The organism is Glaciihabitans sp. INWT7, assembly GCF_014217685.1.
Taxonomy (GTDB): domain Bacteria; phylum Actinomycetota; class Actinomycetes; order Actinomycetales; family Microbacteriaceae; genus Lacisediminihabitans.
Genome location: NZ_CP043653.1, coordinates 902529 through 917705 on the forward strand (window position 1 = coordinate 902529; position 15177 = coordinate 917705).

Genomic DNA, 15177 nt, shown 5'->3' on the forward strand with positions numbered 1-15177 from the left:
TCCACCAATAAATCGTTCGGCCCTGAACGATTAGTGCGATACTAGGGGTAAATCCGTCTCGACGCCGACATCCGTGACAATCGCGGGCTCCCAATCGACCACGAGTGGGGGAGAGGATGCCGATGCGCGCGCTATTCATCCAGCACGACCATGTGAGCCCCACCGGCCCGGTTTCGGCGCGTCTACGGGAACGCGGATTCGACGTCCACGAGGTACTGATCGTCGATGAACAGCATGCCGGCAGCCCGAATGTGCACTTCGAATTTCCGGATGCCTCCGCCTACGACCTGCTCGTGCCGATGGGTGCCCCGTGGGGCGCCTGGGACGACCGGGGCATCGGTCGCTGGCTCGTGCCGGAGATCAGCTGGCTGCGGAGCGCCCTCGACGCGGACACCCCCGTGCTCGGCATCTGCTTCGGCGGCCAGTTGATGTCGCGGGCTCTCGGCGGAGCGGTCGCCACCGCCAGGCGGCCCGAGATCGGCTGGACTGTGTTGCACAGCGACGATGACGAGCTCGTGGCATCCGGTCCCTGGTTCGAATTCCACTACGACCGCTGGACGGTGCCGGCCGGAGCCCGCGAGATCGCGCGAACGGCGTCGGCCAGCCAGGCCTTCACCTTCGGCAGGAGCCTCGCCGTGCAGTTCCATCCCGAGCTGACCGCAGCGAGCCTCGAGGGCTGGCTGAACGCGGGCGGCGCCGAGAAGGTGCTCGCCGATGGCCAGGATCCGGCTGCCATGCTCGCCCATACCCGCGCGGAGGAGCCGTCGGCCCTCGCCCGCACCGCGTCTCTCGTGGATGCCTACCTCGACCGGGTCGCCCGATTGGAGCCGAGCCGCTAGCGCAGGGTGCCCAGAATCTCGATAACTCGCGCGGCATCCGTCGCCGGGTTGACGAACGCCAGCCGAAGCACCGTCTCCCCGTCGAGGGTCGTCGGAACGCAGAGCATCGTGCCCTCGGCGGCCGTGGTCTGCGACCAGGCCTCGTAGTCGGCGGGTTGCCAGCCGGGACGGTCGAACACGACGACGGAGAGCTCCGGCTCCCGAACGAGCCGCAGATGGTCGGATGCCCGGATCGCCGCCGCGACAGCGCGGGAGGTCTCCAGAGACGCTTCGATCGCATCCCGGTACCGGTCGGTGCCGTGGGTGGCGAGGCTGAACCAGAGGGGCAGTCCGCGGGCTCGCCGACTGAGGTGGAGCGCGAGTTCGCTGGGGTTCCAGGACTCGCGGTCGACATGGTCGAGGTAGTTGGCGTGCTGCGAATGGGTCGCGCGCGCGAGAGCGGGATCCCGGTAGAGCAGTGCACAGCAGTCGTAGGGAGCGAAGAGCCACTTGTGCGGGTCGACGATGAAACTGTCGGCCTGCTCGATGCCGTCGAAGAGCGCGCGAACGCTCGGGGCGGCGAGTCCCGCCCCGCCGTAGGCGCCGTCGACGTGCAGCCAGACCCCGAATTCGTGGGCGACCGCAGCGACGTCGGCGAGGTCGTCCACGAGCCCCTCGTTCGTGGTGCCGGCGGAGGCGACCACGGCGAAGACGTCGGGGGAGCGCTCGAGCACGGTTCTGAGGGCCGCTCCGGTGAGGTGGCCGCGGGCATCCATCGGCACCTCGACGACCTCGACGTCGAGCGCTCTCGCGGCGGAGCGGATGGACGAGTGAGCGTTGGAGGTGCAGGCGAGCTGCCAGCCGCCGGCCGGCCGGCCCCCGCGGCGGGACTTCGCGGTCTCGCGCGCGGTCATCAGCGCGGAGAGATTGCCCGAGGTGCCGCCGGAGACGAAGCATCCGCCCGCGCCCTCCGGCCAGCCGAGCAGGCCGACGATCCAGGCGAGGGCCTCGTTCTCGGCATAGATCGCTCCCGCGCCGGCCTCCCACAACCCGCCGAAGATGTTCGCGGCACTCGTGACGAGGTCGAAGGCGATCGCGGCCCGGGTGGGCGCCGCGGCGATGTACGCGAGGTTGAGCGGATCGTCCTGGGCCCGGGTGGCGGGTTCGAGCACGCGGTCGAAGACCTCGAGCGCGGCATCCGCTCCGATGCCCGTTGCGGTGATCGTCGGTCCGGCCGCCGCCGCGAGCTCGGAGGCCGAACGGGCGGTGGACTGCGGATCGGTCTCCCGCACCAGCCGTCGCGCGGCCCAGTCGGTGGCGAGTTTCACCGTCGCCGTCTCGTCCCCCCACACGGCATGGGAATCGGCCGCGGGGTCGTGTTCGCTCACTTCGCGCTCGCCAGCTCGACTCTCACGGGAAACCGTTTGATGCCGTTGACGAAGTTGCTCCGCAGCTTCGAGACCTCGCCCATGCGCTGCATGCCGGTGATGCGCGGGAGCAGCTCCTCGTACATCACACGGATCTCGAGCCGCGCGAGCGCATTGCCGAGACACATGTGCGGACCGCCGCGACCGAACGACATGTGCTCGTTCGGGTTGCGGGTGACATCCATGCGGTACGGATCGTCGAAGACCAGCGGATCCCGGTTGCCGGCGGCGAACCAGGTGACGACCTTGTCGCCCTCGCTGATGGCCTGGCCGTTGATCTCGGTGTCGCGGGTCGCGGTGCGGCGGAAGTGGTAGACGGGGCTCGCCATTCGCAGGAACTCCTCGACGGCCCAGGGGATGAGTTCCGGCTTCTCCTGCAGGAGAGCCAGCTGGTCCGGATTCTGCATGAGGTAGTCCATCGAGTGGGTGATGGTGTGGCGGGTGGTCTCGTTGCCGGCGACGACGAGCAAAAGGAAGTAACTGTTGAAGTCGCGCTCGCTCAGCGGGATGCCGTCCATCGGGGTCTGGTTCACCAGTCGCGACACGAGGTCGGTGCCGTCGCCGCCGCGGCGCTGCCTGGCGAGCTCGTTGCCGTAGTCGAAGACCTCCTGGGCGGCGGGGGAGCGGAACGGCAGCAGCCGGTATTGCTCACTTTCTTCCGAATGCGCGAGCACGTCGGTGTGCTCCGGGTCGGTGTTGCCGACCATGCGGTTGCCCCAGTCGATGAGCTTGTAGATGTCGGCGTCTGGCACGTCGAGCATGCGGGCGAGCACTCGGATGGGGAAGTCGGCGGCGACCTCGGCCACGAAGTCGAACTCGGTCTTCGCGAACGCCGCGTCGAGGGTCGATGCCGTGAGGCCGCGAAGGAAGGTCTCGTAGCCGGCTACCGCCTTCGGGGTGAACTCGCCCTGCATGAGCCGGCGCAGCGAGCGGTGCCGAACGCCGTCAGTCTCGAGCATGGACTTGCGCGCCTCGATCTGCTCGTCATCGAGCTCCTCGAGGTTGACGGTGCCGCGTTCGCTCGAGAAGGTCTCGGTGTCGCGCAGCACGCCCACGATGTCGTGGTACTTCGTCAGCGACCAGAAGCCGTGGTTCGGGGAGTCCTCTTCGTCCCAGTGCACCGGCGAATTCGCCCGCAGTTCGTCGAAGACCCTCCAGGGGTCACCGGTCTCGAAGAGATCCAGATCGGCCAAGGTGACATTCGTCGTTGAAGTCAACTGAATCCTCGCTATCGGTTCGGGGGATGTTGTTCGGACACGAACAAGTTATACCCGACGATAGGGCATTCGGGCGTGGCGCGACAGGGAGGCGGATCGCGGCGGACGGTCAATTAGAGTGAGCGGAGTCAGCATCGTCTGCGAGAGGGAGTCCCGATGGCCGGAGCGCACACGCTCGCCGAGACCGAGCGCCAGGTCGACGCCCGCCTCGGTGACCTGCGACTCGACTACTCGGCGATGGCGGTCGCCTCCAACCTGTTTCGCGCCGCCAATGCGGTGCGCAATCACTTCGAGCGCACTGTGCTCTCCGAGAACAATCTCTCGTGGACCGCCTTCGTCGTGCTCTGGGTCACCTGGATCTGGGAGCCGATCGAGACCCGCCAGATCGCCCTCGAGGGAGGGTTCTCCAAGGCGACGCTCACCGGGGTGCTCTCGACACTCGAGGGGCGCGGATGGCTCGTGCGCGAGCGGAGCGCGAGCGATGGGCGCCTCGTGGTGGTGCAGCTCACCGCGGCCGGCCGCACCCTGATGAACACGCTCTTCCCGGCGTTCAACCTGCAGGAGCAGCACATCGCTGGCCCGATCGATCCCTCGCGCCGCGACGAGTTCGCCGAGATGCTCCGCCTCGTGACCGCTCACGTGGAGAAGCCGGAGTAAGAGCTGTGGGGGTGGTTGTAGACCCCTCGCGGATTCGCTATGGTCATTCATTAGCATCCGAATGACTTAACGAGGAGTCTTTCGACACGGGAGGCGGCTCGATGACCAGCACCGACAGCGCGACGTCCCACCACATCGAGGTCGCGGGCGTCGCCGTAGACACCCGGCACTACATCGGCGGAGTTCGCGTCGCATCCGCCGAGACCTTCACCAACACCTCTCCCATCGATGGATCGTTCCTCGGCGAGATCGCGCGGGGCACCGAGTCAGAGGTGAAGCAGGCAGTCCGGGCCGCTCGGGAGGCCTTCCCCGGCTGGGCGGCCACCGCACCCACCGCGCGCGCCGCCATCCTGCACCGCATCGCCGACCTCGTCGAGCAGAACGTCGATGCACTCGCCAATATGGAGACTCTCGACAACGGCGGACTGCTGCGCAGCAACCTGCGCGGAGTCATGCCGCGGGTGGCCCACAACTTCCGCTTCTTCGCCGACTGGCTGGTCGACAACCTGAAGCACGAGGACTTCGAGACGCGTGGTCACAGCAACCATGTGAGCTGGGACCCGTCCGGGGTCGCCGCGATCATCACGCCGTGGAACGCTCCGCTGATGCTCGCCACCTGGCGCATCGCCCCCGCGCTCGCCGCCGGAGACACCGTCGTTCTCAAGCCGGCAGAGTGGACGCCGCTCACGGCATCCTTCTTCGCCGACCTCACGAAGCAGGCCGGACTGCCCGACGGCGTCTTCAACGTCGTGCAGGGCTACGGGGCAGAGGCCGGGGCCGCGCTGGTCGCGGATCCCGCCCTCAGCCGCATCTCCTTCACCGGCTCGGTGCCCACGGCCAAGACGATCGCCCGGGCGGCCGCCGAGAACCTCACCCCGTGCAGCTTCGAGTTGGGCGGCAAGAGCCCGTGCATCGTGCTCGCCGACGCCGACATCGAGCTCGCGGCATCCCTCGCGGTGGAGCAGTATGACAACGCCGGCCAGGTCTGCCTTTCGGGCACGCGGCTGCTCGTGCAGGAGAGCATCGCCGCGGAGTTCACTTCGGCCTTCACGCGCAAGGTCGAGTCGCTCGTGCAGGGAGATCCGCGGGATCCCCTCAGCGACATCGGCCCGCAGGTGCATCGCACCCACTTCGAACGCATCACCGGCTTTGTGGAACGGGCGAAGGCGGATGGCGCGACCATCGTGTTCGGCGGCGAACAGAATTCCGGGCTCGGCGGTCTCTACTTCCGCCCGACCCTCGTGGACGAACCGACACCCGGCAGTGAGATCGTGACGCAGGAGGTCTTCGGACCGGTGCTCACCATGCAGACCTTCACCACCGACGAGCAGGTGGTCGAGCTGGCGAACGGCACCGAGTTCGGTCTCGCGGCAGTGGTCGTCTCCGGCGATCGCGATCATGCCGAGGCGATCACGACGCGACTCGTCGCGGGCACCATTTGGGTCAATTGCTTCTTCGTGCGTGACCTTCGGGCGCCTTTCGGTGGCTCGAAGAAGTCAGGGGTCGGTCGCGAGGGCGGCACCTGGTCATTCGATTTCTACGCGGACGTGAAGAACACGGTCGTCGCTCCCAACGGTTGGAAGGAATAGCTCATGGGTGAAGTAGTCGGGGTGGGCCTCATCGCCCATGTGCCCACGATCATGCTGCCGATTGAGACGCGCATGGAACTCAACGAGGGAAAGGACTCCACGCTCGTGTCGGGCCTGGAGAAGCTGAGAGCGGATGTCTTCGAGACTGAGGACTACGACACCGTCATCGTGCTCGACAGCCACTGGGCCTCCACTGTCGAGTTCATCGTCACCTCGCAGGAGCGCCGACAGGGGTTGTTCACCTCTGAGGAGCTGCCGCGCGGCATGCACGGAGTGCCTTTCGACTACCGGGGCGACCCGGAACTGGCGGAGCTCATCGGCGCCCAGGATGAGAAGAACGGCACCTGGATCACCCCGATCGACGACCCCGACCTGCCCGTGATGTACGCGACCATCAACCTCTGGAAGTACCTCGGCGAGGGACTTCCCGATAAGAAGTGGATCAGCGTGAGCCTCTGCCAGACGGCGACCGACGAGGACTTCCTGCGCGCGGGTCGCGCCATCGGCGAGGCGATCGCGAAGAGCGACCGTCGCGTGATCCTGCTCGCCTCCGGCGCGCTCTCCCACACCTTCTACAAGCTCCGCGAGCTGCGCAAGCACGAGATGGCCGATCCGAGCCACATCTTCTCCGAGGCCGCCCGCGTGGCCGACTACGAGCGGCTCGACTGGTTCACCGCCGGCGACCACGCGAAGGTGCTCGAGACGATGCCGGCGTTCCACAAGGTGCGCCCGGAGGGCATGTTCGGCCACTGGCTGCTCACCATCGGGGCGATCGGCGAAGAGGCCTGCACCGCCCCCGGGGTGCTCTACAGCGAATACGAGAACTCGATCGGCACCGGCCAGGTGCACGTCTGGTTCCCGCGTCCCGAGGGTGGATTCCCCGCGGCCAAGGACCTGGTGCTGTCGCGTGAGTGAATCGAGCACGGTCGAGACCCGTCGCATCCTGCTCGACGGATTCGCCACCGAGGTGGTGCGTCAGGGCGACACCCTCGTAGCCGCGGACGGGCGCGAGGTCGGCGTGGATGACGCGCAGCATCTGCCGCCGACGGTGCCGTCGAAGATCATCGCGGTTCACCTCAACTACGCGAGCCGCACCGACGAGTTCATGACCAAGCTTCCCGCAGCACCCACGTACTTCCACAAGCCGGTGACAGCACTCAACAGCCATGGCGGTTCGGTCGTGCGCCCGCAGGGCTGCAAGTGGCTCAACTTCGAGGGCGAGATCGTCATCGTGATCGGTCGCACCTGCCGCAATATCTCCCCGGACGAGGCCGGCGACTACATCGCCGGGTACACGATCGGCAACGACTTCGGGCTTCACGACTTCCGGGATACGGACGCCGGCTCGATGCTGCGGGTGAAGGGCAGCGACACCCTCGCCCCGGTGGGGCCAGGGCTCGTTCGGGACTGGGACTTCCGCGGCAAGCAGATCCGCACTCTCGTGAACGGGGTCGTCAAGCAAGACGACAACACCGCGAACATGGAGTGGGACATGAACTATCTCGTGGCCGACATCGCGCGCACCATCACCCTGAGCCCCGGCGACCTGCTCTTCTCCGGCACTCCCGCGTTCTCCCGCCCGGTCGAGCCAGGGGACGTCGTGGAGGTGGAGGTCGAGGGCCTCGGCACCCTGCGCAACCTGATCGTCACCGGACCCACCGCCATCCGCACGGATGTCGGGGCCCAGCCCACCGAGAGTGAAGAGGTGGTCTCCACCGCGCTCGGAGGCGACTGGGAGTTCCGGGGCATCCGCACCCCATCCAAAGACCTGTATCCGTCGACCGTAAAGGAACAATCGTGATCAAGATCGAAGTCGACATGGATCTCTGCCAGCACTACGGGCAGTGCGTCTTCGAAGCGCCGAATCTCTTCAAACTCAACGACGACGACAAGCTCGAATACCATGCCGAGGCAGATGACTCCGAGCTCGAGAACGTCGAGGCCGCGGTCGACGTCTGCCCGATGCAGGCCATCCGAATCGTCGAGTAACGCGATGCCCGACGCTCTGCCCGTCGTCATCGTCGGGGCGTCGATGGGGGGACTCCGCACCGCAGAGGCCCTGCGCCGCGCCGGCTATTCCGGCCCTGTCACGGTGATCGGCGAGGAGTTGCACGCTCCGTACAACCGGCCGCCGCTGTCGAAGGACGTGCTCTCCACCGGCGTCTCGCACGAAGCCGTCGCCTTCCCCGCACGCGCGGCGACGGCAGACGTGACGTGGATGCTCGGAGCTCGCGCGATCTCGGCCGACCTCGAGGCGCGAACGGTCACGACGGACGACGGCAGGGAGCATCCCTGGCGCGCCCTGGTGATCGCCACCGGACTGCGTGCCCGACGGCTGGACCTCCCCCTGATCGCCGGGCGGCACTGCGTTCGCACCCTCGACGATGCGATGGCGCTGCGAGACGAACTCGTGCCTGGCGCCCGGGTCGTGGTGGTGGGTGCCGGCTTCATCGGCTGTGAGGTCGCGGCGACGGCGCGCAAGCTGGGCTGCGAGGTGACGATCGTCGCGCCGGGGGCCGATCCGCTCATCCGTCCCCTCGGGGCGGAGCTCGGTGCGGAACTCCGCCGGCGTCACGAGGCTCACGGGGTGTCGTTCCAACTCGGTCGCACCGTGGCCGCGATGCTCGGCGAGTCCGCGTTCGAGGGCCTCCAGCTCGACGACGGCACGATCGTGCCGGGAGACGTGCTGGTCGAAGCGATCGGCTCCGAGTGCAATACGCACTGGCTCGACGCCACCGACCTCGACCTCACCGACGGCGTGCTCGCGGATGCCGCGCTCCGCGCCGTGTCGACGGACGGCACGGTGAGCCATGACGTCTTCGTCGTCGGCGACATCGCCCGCTTTCCCAACCTCCTGTTCGACGGCGTCGCCCGTCGCGTCGAGCACTGGAACATCCCCACCGATACCGGGAAGCGGGCCGGCGCGGTACTCGGTGCGGGGCTGGCAGCGGACGGGTCCTTCGACGAGGTCGTGGCCAAGGGGTTCACGCCGATGCCGGCGTTCTGGTCGAACCAGTTCGAGATGAGCCTGCAGGCCTACGGCCTGCCGGGACTCGGCGCTGGCGACATCCGCATCCTCGAGGGAGAGCTGTCGGGGGCGGTCGCCGTCGGCTACTACCGGGCGGAGCGACTCGTCGGAGTCGTCGGTCTCGGTCTCAAGGCCGAGCTGCTGCCCTACCGCCAGGAGATCGCGGCCCACGCGGCGAGCTGACGCCACGACTCACCCATCGCGTGCCTCGCTTGCCGGCGTCGAGGCACGGGCGAATAGGCTGGCGGCATGAGCGACAGAGTGGAACCCCTGGCGATCGCCGTCGCGCAATTCGCCCCCGGCGAGGACAAGGCAGCCAACCTGGAGCACCTGCGCGACCTCGCAACGACCGCGGCATCCCGCGGCGCGAAGCTTGTGGTGTTCCCGGAGTACTCCTCTTACTTCTCGCCCGCGCTCGGGGCGCACTCCGTGGCGGCGGCCGAGACCCTGGACGGCTCCTTCGTCGCCGGGCTCGAAGCCATCGCGAAGGTGCTCGACATCCACATCGTGGCCGGCATGCTCGAGCTGTGCGAAGAAGACGAGAATCGCTTCTTCAACACCCTGGTGGCCCTCGACCCGCACGGCACCCTCGTCGCCAAGTACCGCAAGCTCCACCTGTATGACGCCTTCGGCCAGAAGGAGAGCGACTGGGTCGTGCCCGGGCCGATCGAGGAGCCGGAGACCTTCGCGGCCGGCGACCTCCGGGTGGGGTTGCAGACCTGCTACGACATCCGCTTTCCCGAAGTGACCCGCCGGCTGGTCGATGCGGGAGCCGACCTCGTCGTGCTTCCGAGCGAGTGGGTGCGCGGACCCCTCAAGGAGCAGCACTGGCGCACGCTGGTCACCGCCCGCGCCATCGAGAACACGGTCTACTTCGCCGCGGCCGACCAGGCCCCGCCGATCGGAGCGGGCAACAGCATGATCGTGGATCCGATGGGCGTCGAGCTCGTGACCATAGGCGAGGAGACCGCCGTCGCCGTCGCCTGGATCTCCTCCGCACGCCTCGCGGAGGTGAGGGCCGTGAACCCCGCACTGGGGCTACGACGATTCGGGATTCATCCCGTCACGACGTCGCCGCCGCCCTTAGAGTAGACAGACCAGTAGCGTTCAGGGGGACCGTATGGTCGATCAGCCATATCTCGTGGTCGTCGTGGAAGACGATCCCGATGTCGCGTTCTACACGAAGACCGTGCTCGAAAAGCGCGGCTGCGTGGTCGAGGGCGTGGCCAACCCGCTGCTCGCGCGCGCCGCTGTCCGTCGTCTCGCGCCCGACGTCGTCATCACCGACATCGAGATGCCCGGGATGACCGGGCTCGAGTTGATCGAGGAGATCCGTGCCGAGCGCCCGGGCACCCCGATCGTCGTCATGACCGCGCACGTCTCCATCGACTACGCGGTCGCCGCGCTGCGCAGCCAGGCCGACGAGTTCCTCTCCAAGCCGGTCAGCTCCACCGATCTCTTCGCCGTGGTCACTCGGCTCGCCGGCGAGTTCCGCCGCATGAAGGCCGCCCGCCCGCCGGGGGAGGTCGTGCTGGCGATCGGAGCACATCCCGACGATGTGGAGATCGGTGTCGGCGGAATGCTGGCGGCCCATCGCGCCGCGGGCGACTCGGTCACGATCCTCACCCTGTCGCGCGGGGCACGCGGGGGCGAAGCGGATGACCGCCAGAACGAGTCCCTCGCCTCCGCCGAGCTGCTCGGCGCACGCCTGTTCCTCGAAGATCTCGAAGACACCCACATCAGCAATGCAGATCCGACGGTCGGCATCATCGAGAGGGTGGTCGCGGAGGTCAACCCCACGATCGTCTACACGCACAGCAACCACGACCGCCATCAGGATCACCGGGCCGTGCACGATGCGACGCTGGTCGCGACCCGCACCGTCCGCACCGTGGCGTGCTACCAGAGCCCCTCGGCGACAGTCGACTTCCGGCCGAACCGGTTCGTCTCCATCGACGGCTTCACCGCCACCAAGAACCAGGTGCTCGCCTCGTTCGCCTCGCAGGCGGACATCCGGTGGTATCTCGAGCCGGACTTCGTCGAGGCGACCGCGCGGTACTGGTCGCGCTACGGCGGTGGCAAGTCGAGTGAGCCGCTCGAGATCGTTCGCGAGTCCTCCGATCTCTCCGTCTCGCGCGGGGAGATCGCGGCGGCGGTGCAGGCCGAGAAGGCGCGACTGTCGCGCGACGAGGCTGCGCTCTGATGGAGCGCGTGCTCGTCACCGGGGCGGGCGGTCCGGCAGGTGTCGCGGTGATCCGCTCCCTTCTGAAGCGGGCGGATGTCGAGGTCTACGCCGCGGACATGGACGGCTGGGCCAGTGGCCTCTACCTCGTGCCACCGGAGCGCCGCAGGATCGTGCCACGCGGCGCGGATCCCGAGTTCGTGGCCGCTGTCATTTCCCTCTGCGCTGCCGATAGTCTCACCGTGCTGTTCTCTACCGTCGACGTCGAGCTTCCGCCGCTCGCCGCTCGCCGGTCCGAGCTCGGCGGGGCCGTGCTGGCGGCTGCCTCCGCGGCCACCCTCGACGTCACTTTGGACAAGTTCGCGCTCTCCGAGCGGGTCACCGGATTCGCCCGGGTGCCGACCACCCGCCTCGTCGGCCCGGAGAGTACCGCAGAGGACTGGACCTTTCCCATCATCGTCAAGCCGCGTCGCGGTGCCGGATCGCGCGGCGTGCGGCTCGTGCACGACCGCGCGGCGCTCGATGCCCTCGGCGACGACGAGACCCTCATCGCCCAGGAGCTTCTTCCGGGCGCGGAATTCTCCGTCGACGTATTCGCGGATGCGGCCGGGCACGTGATCGCCGCCGTGCCGCGCACCCGCACCAGGGTCGATTCCGGGGTGTCGATCGCCGGCCGCACCCTCCGTGACGCCGAGCTCGAGTCGACGGCCGCGGATGTCGCCCGGGCCATCGGCCTCACCGGGGTGGCTAACGTGCAACTGCGCTACGACGCCGCCGGTGTCGCCGCCCTGCTCGAGGTCAACCCGCGATTCCCCGGAGCCATGCCCCTCACCATCGCCGCCGGGGTCGACATGCCTTCGCTCGCGCTGGATCTCGCGCTCGGGCGGAAGCTGCCGTCGAAGGTGGAGTTCCGCGAACTCGCGAACGTGCGCTACCTCGAGGACATCTTCGTCGATCCTTCGGAGATCCTACACTCCGACAACGCCGCCCACGATGAGAGCGACGGATGATGTCGCCCCGTGACCCCGCGCTCGCCGGTGACTTCCATGTGCACTCCACCTACTCGGACGACGCGGTCAGCAGCCTGGGCGAGAACATCGCCGCGGCATCCGCCATCGGCCTGACCCAGCTCCGCCTCGTCGACCATGTGCGCTCGTCCACCACCTGGGTGCCGGAGTTCGTGCGCGCGGTCGCCGCCGAGCGTGTGCCGGAAGGACTCACCATCCGCACCGGTGTCGAGGCGAAGATCCTCGACAGTTCCGGCGCGCTGGACATCCCGGCGGATCTCCGCCTGGGCGCCGGCGGCATCGATGCGGTGCTCATCGCCGACCACCAGTTTCCCGGCACCGACGGGCCGTGGTCGCCCCGCACGACAGCGGCGAAGCTCGAGGCCGGTCTCGCCGTCGGCGATGCTCTCGACCTGCTCGTCACAGCGATCGTGGGTGCCATGCACTCGGTCGCCGCCGCCCAGCTGGCACACTGCTTCTCGATCCTGCCGAAGATCGGCTTGGCTGAGGACGACCTCACCGACGAGCACCTGGCCGTCTGGGCCGCCGAGGCGGCGCTCACCGCAACGGTCGTCGAGGTCAACGAGAAATGGGCCTGTCCCGGCCCGCGAGCCCTCGCGGCGGCCCGTGCCGCCGGCGTCGTCCTCGTGGCCTCGACCGACAGCCACGTCGCCACCGACGTCGGCCGCTACTCCACGGTGGCGCGCCTCCTGGCGGTCACTCCGTGAACGCGGGGGAGATCGCAACCCGCGCACTCGAGATCGTGCTGTTGCTCTTCGTCGCCACCGGGGCCTTCCCGGTGCTCACCGCGGCGTACTCCTTCCTCGCCATCCCCTTCCACTCGGTGCGCAACCATTACAGCAAGGCCGCGCCATACTTCCCGCGCGTGGCGATCGTCGTTCCGGCGTGGAACGAGGGCGCGGTGATCGGCACCTCCATCGACCGTCTCATCTCGCTCGACTACCCGCTCGACCGCCTGCGCGTCTACGTCGTCGACGACGCGAGCACGGACAACACCCCGGATGTCGTGCTCGCGAAGGCGGCCCAGTATCCCGGATCGGTGTTCCACCTCCGCCGCGAGAAGGGCGGCGAGGGCAAGGCCCACACGCTCAATCACGGCATCCGCGTGGTGCTCGAAGACGACTGGATGGAGGCGCTGCTCATCATGGACGCCGACGTCATCTATCTGCCGAACTCGCTGCGCCGTATGACCCGTCACCTCGCCGACCCCCAGGTCGGAGCCGTGTCGGCGTATATCCGCGAGGGCAGTGCGGACAAGAACTATCTCACCCGGTTCATCGGTCTCGAATACATCCTGTCGCAGCCCGCCGCCCGGCGCGCGCAGAACGTGCTGGGAGCGCAGGCCTGTCTCGCCGGTGGGGCGCAATTGCATACTCGCGAGAACCTCCTGGCGATCGGCGGGAGGATCGACACCTCCTCGCTGGCCGAAGACACCATCACCACCTTCGAGACGCAGCTCCGGGGGCGAACTGTGGTCTTCGAGACGCTCGCCGTCGTGCTCGCCGAGGAGCCAGGGTCGATCGACGCGCTCTGGAAGCAGAGGCTGCGTTGGGCCAGGGGCAATGTCACGGTCACCGCACGCTACAAAAAGGTGTGGTTCCGCCCGTCCAAGGTGCACAAGCTCGGCACCATCGCCTTCGGGCTCGTCTGGTTCAGCCTGTGGCTGCTGCCTCTCGCGATGATCCTCTCCTCGATCGGACTGCTCGGCCTCCTGCTGATGCAGAGCACCCTTGCCGAGGGCGTGTTCCGCGTGCTCTGGATCTCCGCCGCCTGCACCTACGTCTTCACCCTGGCGCTTGGAGTGCAACTCGACAGCAAGCTCAGCCGGCAGGCGTGGCGGGAAGTGCTGAGTTTTCCGGGCATCCTCTCCATGATCGTGATGCTCACCGCGTTCTTCCCGGGGCTGGTGGAGCGCCAGATCCCGGCACTGTACGGCTCGCGATTCACCGAGTCGGGCATCTTCGCGTTCACCGTCGCCATCTACATCTGGATCCCGTTCTCCATGGTCGGAGCCTGGGCTGCCCGACGGGTGGAGAAGACGCGGGTGGGTCCGTTCCTCGCACCCCTCCTGCTCTACCTGGTCGGCTACGGGTCGCTGCTCTGCGCGATCACCTTCGATTCCTACATCAAGGAACTCCGCCACGCAGAGGCGAAGTGGGACAAGACCGAGAAGACCGGGCGGGTACTGGCATGAAGCACAAGCAGGCAGCGGATGTCGCGTCAGCAGCGCCTCTCTCGGTCAGCGAAACCGAGACCGACGTCGAGGGGCTGGTTGCCCCGACCGACCCCCGCAATCCCGGGAACGAGTTCCTTCAGCGCGAGATCGACGAGAATCGTCGATCCGAATTCTGGCTCATCCCCAAAGCCGTCCTCGCCCTCGCAGTCGTCGCGGTGCTCGTCGTGATCCGAGAGGTGTTCTTCCGATGAGCGTGCCCGTGTATCTGCCCGAGAAGGTCTCGGTGTTGGTGGTCGACGACAGCGACGACCAGCGCGCCTTGCTCCGTCGCTACTTCGAACGCGCCGGCTGCGTGGTGACCACGGTCAAGAATGCGGAGGATGCGATAACGGCCTATACCCGGGCCACCCCGGACCTCGCCGTCATCGACCTCGTGCTGCCGGGCATGAGCGGATGGCAGCTCACCGAACGCCTGCGTGCGGATCTCCCCGACTGCGTCATCGCCGTCACGTCCGTGCTTGACGCGAGCGCGTATCCGCCGAGCGAGGCGACCCTTCCGAAGCCATTCACGGGGGCGCAGATCCGCACCGTGCTTCGTGATTTCGTGCCGAAATGGACCCAGATATGAGTGAGCCGGAGCCTCGCGCGAAATCGCGTGTGGTCATTGCCGATGATGATCCGGACATCCGGGCACTCGTCTCGATCGCCGTGACCCGGGCCGGGCTCGATCTGGTGGCGGTGACCGAAGACGGCGATGCCGCCTGGGAGGCCCTCACCGCATTGCGGCCGGATCTCGCGGTGCTCGACGTCTCGATGCCCGGGATGACCGGACTCGAGCTCTGCGCGCGCGTGCGTGCCGACGATTCCTTCGCTGACACCCGCATCGTGCTGTTATCGGCCGGGGTCGATGATAATGCGCGGGAGGCCGGGCGGGTAGCCGGTGCCACCGACTTCATCGCCAAGCCCTTCAGCCCGCGGGAGCTCGGTGCCCGCCTGGCGGAGCTGATGCGGGCCGACGTCGGAGATTCCGAACCCGCGGCGGGCACGGCGTGAGG

General features: G+C 67.8%; 17 protein-coding genes. 15 read left to right on the forward strand and 2 right to left on the reverse strand.

The window, feature by feature from the left end:
* Positions 1–122 precede the first annotated feature (122 nt).
* Entirely contained in the window at positions 123–839 is a 717-nt protein-coding gene (locus F1C58_RS04470) for a type 1 glutamine amidotransferase (RefSeq protein WP_185202939.1), read from the forward strand.
* Here the strand turns inward: F1C58_RS04470 and F1C58_RS04475 are convergent.
* Positions 836–2206 (reverse strand): aminotransferase class V-fold PLP-dependent enzyme, encoded by a 1371-nt coding sequence (locus tag F1C58_RS04475; RefSeq protein WP_255461263.1) that lies wholly within the window; start codon positions 2204–2206, stop codon positions 836–838. The genes F1C58_RS04470 and F1C58_RS04475 overlap by 4 nt on opposite strands.
* Positions 2203–3462: a cytochrome P450 gene (locus F1C58_RS04480; protein WP_185202941.1), complete on the reverse strand. Its 1260-nt coding sequence runs from the start codon at positions 3460–3462 to the stop codon at positions 2203–2205. The genes F1C58_RS04475 and F1C58_RS04480 overlap by 4 nt, the downstream gene beginning before the upstream one ends.
* A 156-nt stretch (positions 3463–3618) precedes the next feature.
* Here F1C58_RS04480 and F1C58_RS04485 point away from each other — a divergent pair, with 156 nt between their 5' ends.
* From F1C58_RS04485 to F1C58_RS04550, 14 genes are all read left to right on the forward strand, one after another.
* Entirely contained in the window at positions 3619–4119 is a 501-nt protein-coding gene (locus F1C58_RS04485) for a MarR family winged helix-turn-helix transcriptional regulator (protein ID WP_185202943.1), read from the forward strand.
* Between the two features lie 101 nt (positions 4120–4220).
* Positions 4221–5708: an aldehyde dehydrogenase gene (locus F1C58_RS04490; protein WP_185202945.1), complete on the forward strand. Its 1488-nt coding sequence runs from the start codon at positions 4221–4223 to the stop codon at positions 5706–5708.
* Between the two features lie 3 nt (positions 5709–5711).
* Positions 5712–6623, forward strand: coding sequence for a catechol 1,2-dioxygenase (locus F1C58_RS04495; RefSeq protein WP_185202947.1), 912 nt, complete (start codon positions 5712–5714; stop codon positions 6621–6623).
* Positions 6616–7509: a fumarylacetoacetate hydrolase family protein gene (locus tag F1C58_RS04500; protein WP_185202949.1), complete on the forward strand. Its 894-nt coding sequence runs from the start codon at positions 6616–6618 to the stop codon at positions 7507–7509. Before F1C58_RS04495 ends, F1C58_RS04500 begins: the two co-directional genes overlap by 8 nt.
* Positions 7506–7697: a ferredoxin gene (locus F1C58_RS04505; protein WP_219732034.1), complete on the forward strand. Its 192-nt coding sequence runs from the start codon at positions 7506–7508 to the stop codon at positions 7695–7697. The genes F1C58_RS04500 and F1C58_RS04505 overlap by 4 nt, the downstream gene beginning before the upstream one ends.
* Before the next feature lie 4 nt (positions 7698–7701).
* A complete protein-coding gene (locus F1C58_RS04510) occupies positions 7702–8919 on the forward strand; it encodes an NAD(P)/FAD-dependent oxidoreductase (protein ID WP_185202951.1) in 1218 nt (405 codons plus the stop codon).
* Between the two features lie 66 nt (positions 8920–8985).
* Positions 8986–9828: a carbon-nitrogen hydrolase family protein gene (locus F1C58_RS04515; RefSeq protein ID WP_185202953.1), complete on the forward strand. Its 843-nt coding sequence runs from the start codon at positions 8986–8988 to the stop codon at positions 9826–9828.
* Positions 9829–9856: 28 nt separating this feature from the next.
* Positions 9857–10939 carry a response regulator gene (locus F1C58_RS04520; protein ID WP_185202955.1) on the forward strand — a complete coding sequence of 361 codons (1083 nt, stop codon included), beginning with the start codon at positions 9857–9859 and terminating at the stop codon, positions 10937–10939.
* Positions 10939–11928 (forward strand): ATP-grasp domain-containing protein, encoded by a 990-nt coding sequence (locus tag F1C58_RS04525; protein ID WP_185202957.1) that lies wholly within the window; start codon positions 10939–10941, stop codon positions 11926–11928. The genes F1C58_RS04520 and F1C58_RS04525 overlap by 1 nt, the downstream gene beginning before the upstream one ends.
* Positions 11928–12653 carry a PHP domain-containing protein gene (locus tag F1C58_RS04530; protein ID WP_185203990.1) on the forward strand — a complete coding sequence of 242 codons (726 nt, stop codon included), beginning with the start codon at positions 11928–11930 and terminating at the stop codon, positions 12651–12653. The genes F1C58_RS04525 and F1C58_RS04530 overlap by 1 nt, the downstream gene beginning before the upstream one ends.
* Positions 12650–14140, forward strand: coding sequence for a glycosyltransferase (locus F1C58_RS04535; protein WP_255461264.1), 1491 nt, complete (start codon positions 12650–12652; stop codon positions 14138–14140). Before F1C58_RS04530 ends, F1C58_RS04535 begins: the two co-directional genes overlap by 4 nt.
* A complete protein-coding gene (locus F1C58_RS04540; protein WP_185202959.1) occupies positions 14137–14373 on the forward strand; it encodes a hypothetical protein in 237 nt (78 codons plus the stop codon). The genes F1C58_RS04535 and F1C58_RS04540 overlap by 4 nt, the downstream gene beginning before the upstream one ends.
* On the forward strand, positions 14370–14750 hold the full coding sequence (locus F1C58_RS04545) for a response regulator (protein ID WP_185202961.1): 381 nt from the start codon (positions 14370–14372) through the stop codon (positions 14748–14750). The genes F1C58_RS04540 and F1C58_RS04545 overlap by 4 nt, the downstream gene beginning before the upstream one ends.
* The gene (locus F1C58_RS04550) at positions 14747–15175 is read left to right on the forward strand and encodes a response regulator transcription factor (RefSeq protein WP_185202963.1); all 429 of its coding nucleotides are present in this window, start codon (positions 14747–14749) and stop codon (positions 15173–15175) included. The genes F1C58_RS04545 and F1C58_RS04550 overlap by 4 nt, the downstream gene beginning before the upstream one ends.
* Positions 15176–15177 lie beyond the last annotated feature (2 nt).

Excerpts from the sequence above, each read along its gene's own strand:
- F1C58_RS04470 (WP_185202939.1), top strand. The coding sequence starts at position 123 with ATGCGCGCGCTATTCATCCAGCACGACCATGTGAGCCCCACCGGCCCG.
- F1C58_RS04485 (WP_185202943.1), top strand. The coding sequence starts at position 3,619 with ATGGCCGGAGCGCACACGCTCGCCGAGACCGAGCGCCAGGTCGACGCC.
- F1C58_RS04490 (WP_185202945.1), top strand. The coding sequence starts at position 4,221 with ATGACCAGCACCGACAGCGCGACGTCCCACCACATCGAGGTCGCGGGC.
- F1C58_RS04495 (WP_185202947.1), top strand. The coding sequence starts at position 5,712 with ATGGGTGAAGTAGTCGGGGTGGGCCTCATCGCCCATGTGCCCACGATC.
- F1C58_RS04510 (WP_185202951.1), top strand. The coding sequence starts at position 7,702 with ATGCCCGACGCTCTGCCCGTCGTCATCGTCGGGGCGTCGATGGGGGGA.
- F1C58_RS04515 (WP_185202953.1), top strand. The coding sequence starts at position 8,986 with ATGAGCGACAGAGTGGAACCCCTGGCGATCGCCGTCGCGCAATTCGCC.
- F1C58_RS04520 (WP_185202955.1), top strand. The coding sequence starts at position 9,857 with ATGGTCGATCAGCCATATCTCGTGGTCGTCGTGGAAGACGATCCCGAT.
- F1C58_RS04525 (WP_185202957.1), top strand. The coding sequence starts at position 10,939 with ATGGAGCGCGTGCTCGTCACCGGGGCGGGCGGTCCGGCAGGTGTCGCG.
- F1C58_RS04530 (WP_185203990.1), top strand. The coding sequence starts at position 11,928 with ATGTCGCCCCGTGACCCCGCGCTCGCCGGTGACTTCCATGTGCACTCC.
- F1C58_RS04540 (WP_185202959.1), top strand. The coding sequence starts at position 14,137 with ATGAAGCACAAGCAGGCAGCGGATGTCGCGTCAGCAGCGCCTCTCTCG.
- F1C58_RS04545 (WP_185202961.1), top strand. The coding sequence starts at position 14,370 with ATGAGCGTGCCCGTGTATCTGCCCGAGAAGGTCTCGGTGTTGGTGGTC.
- F1C58_RS04550 (WP_185202963.1), top strand. The coding sequence starts at position 14,747 with ATGAGTGAGCCGGAGCCTCGCGCGAAATCGCGTGTGGTCATTGCCGAT.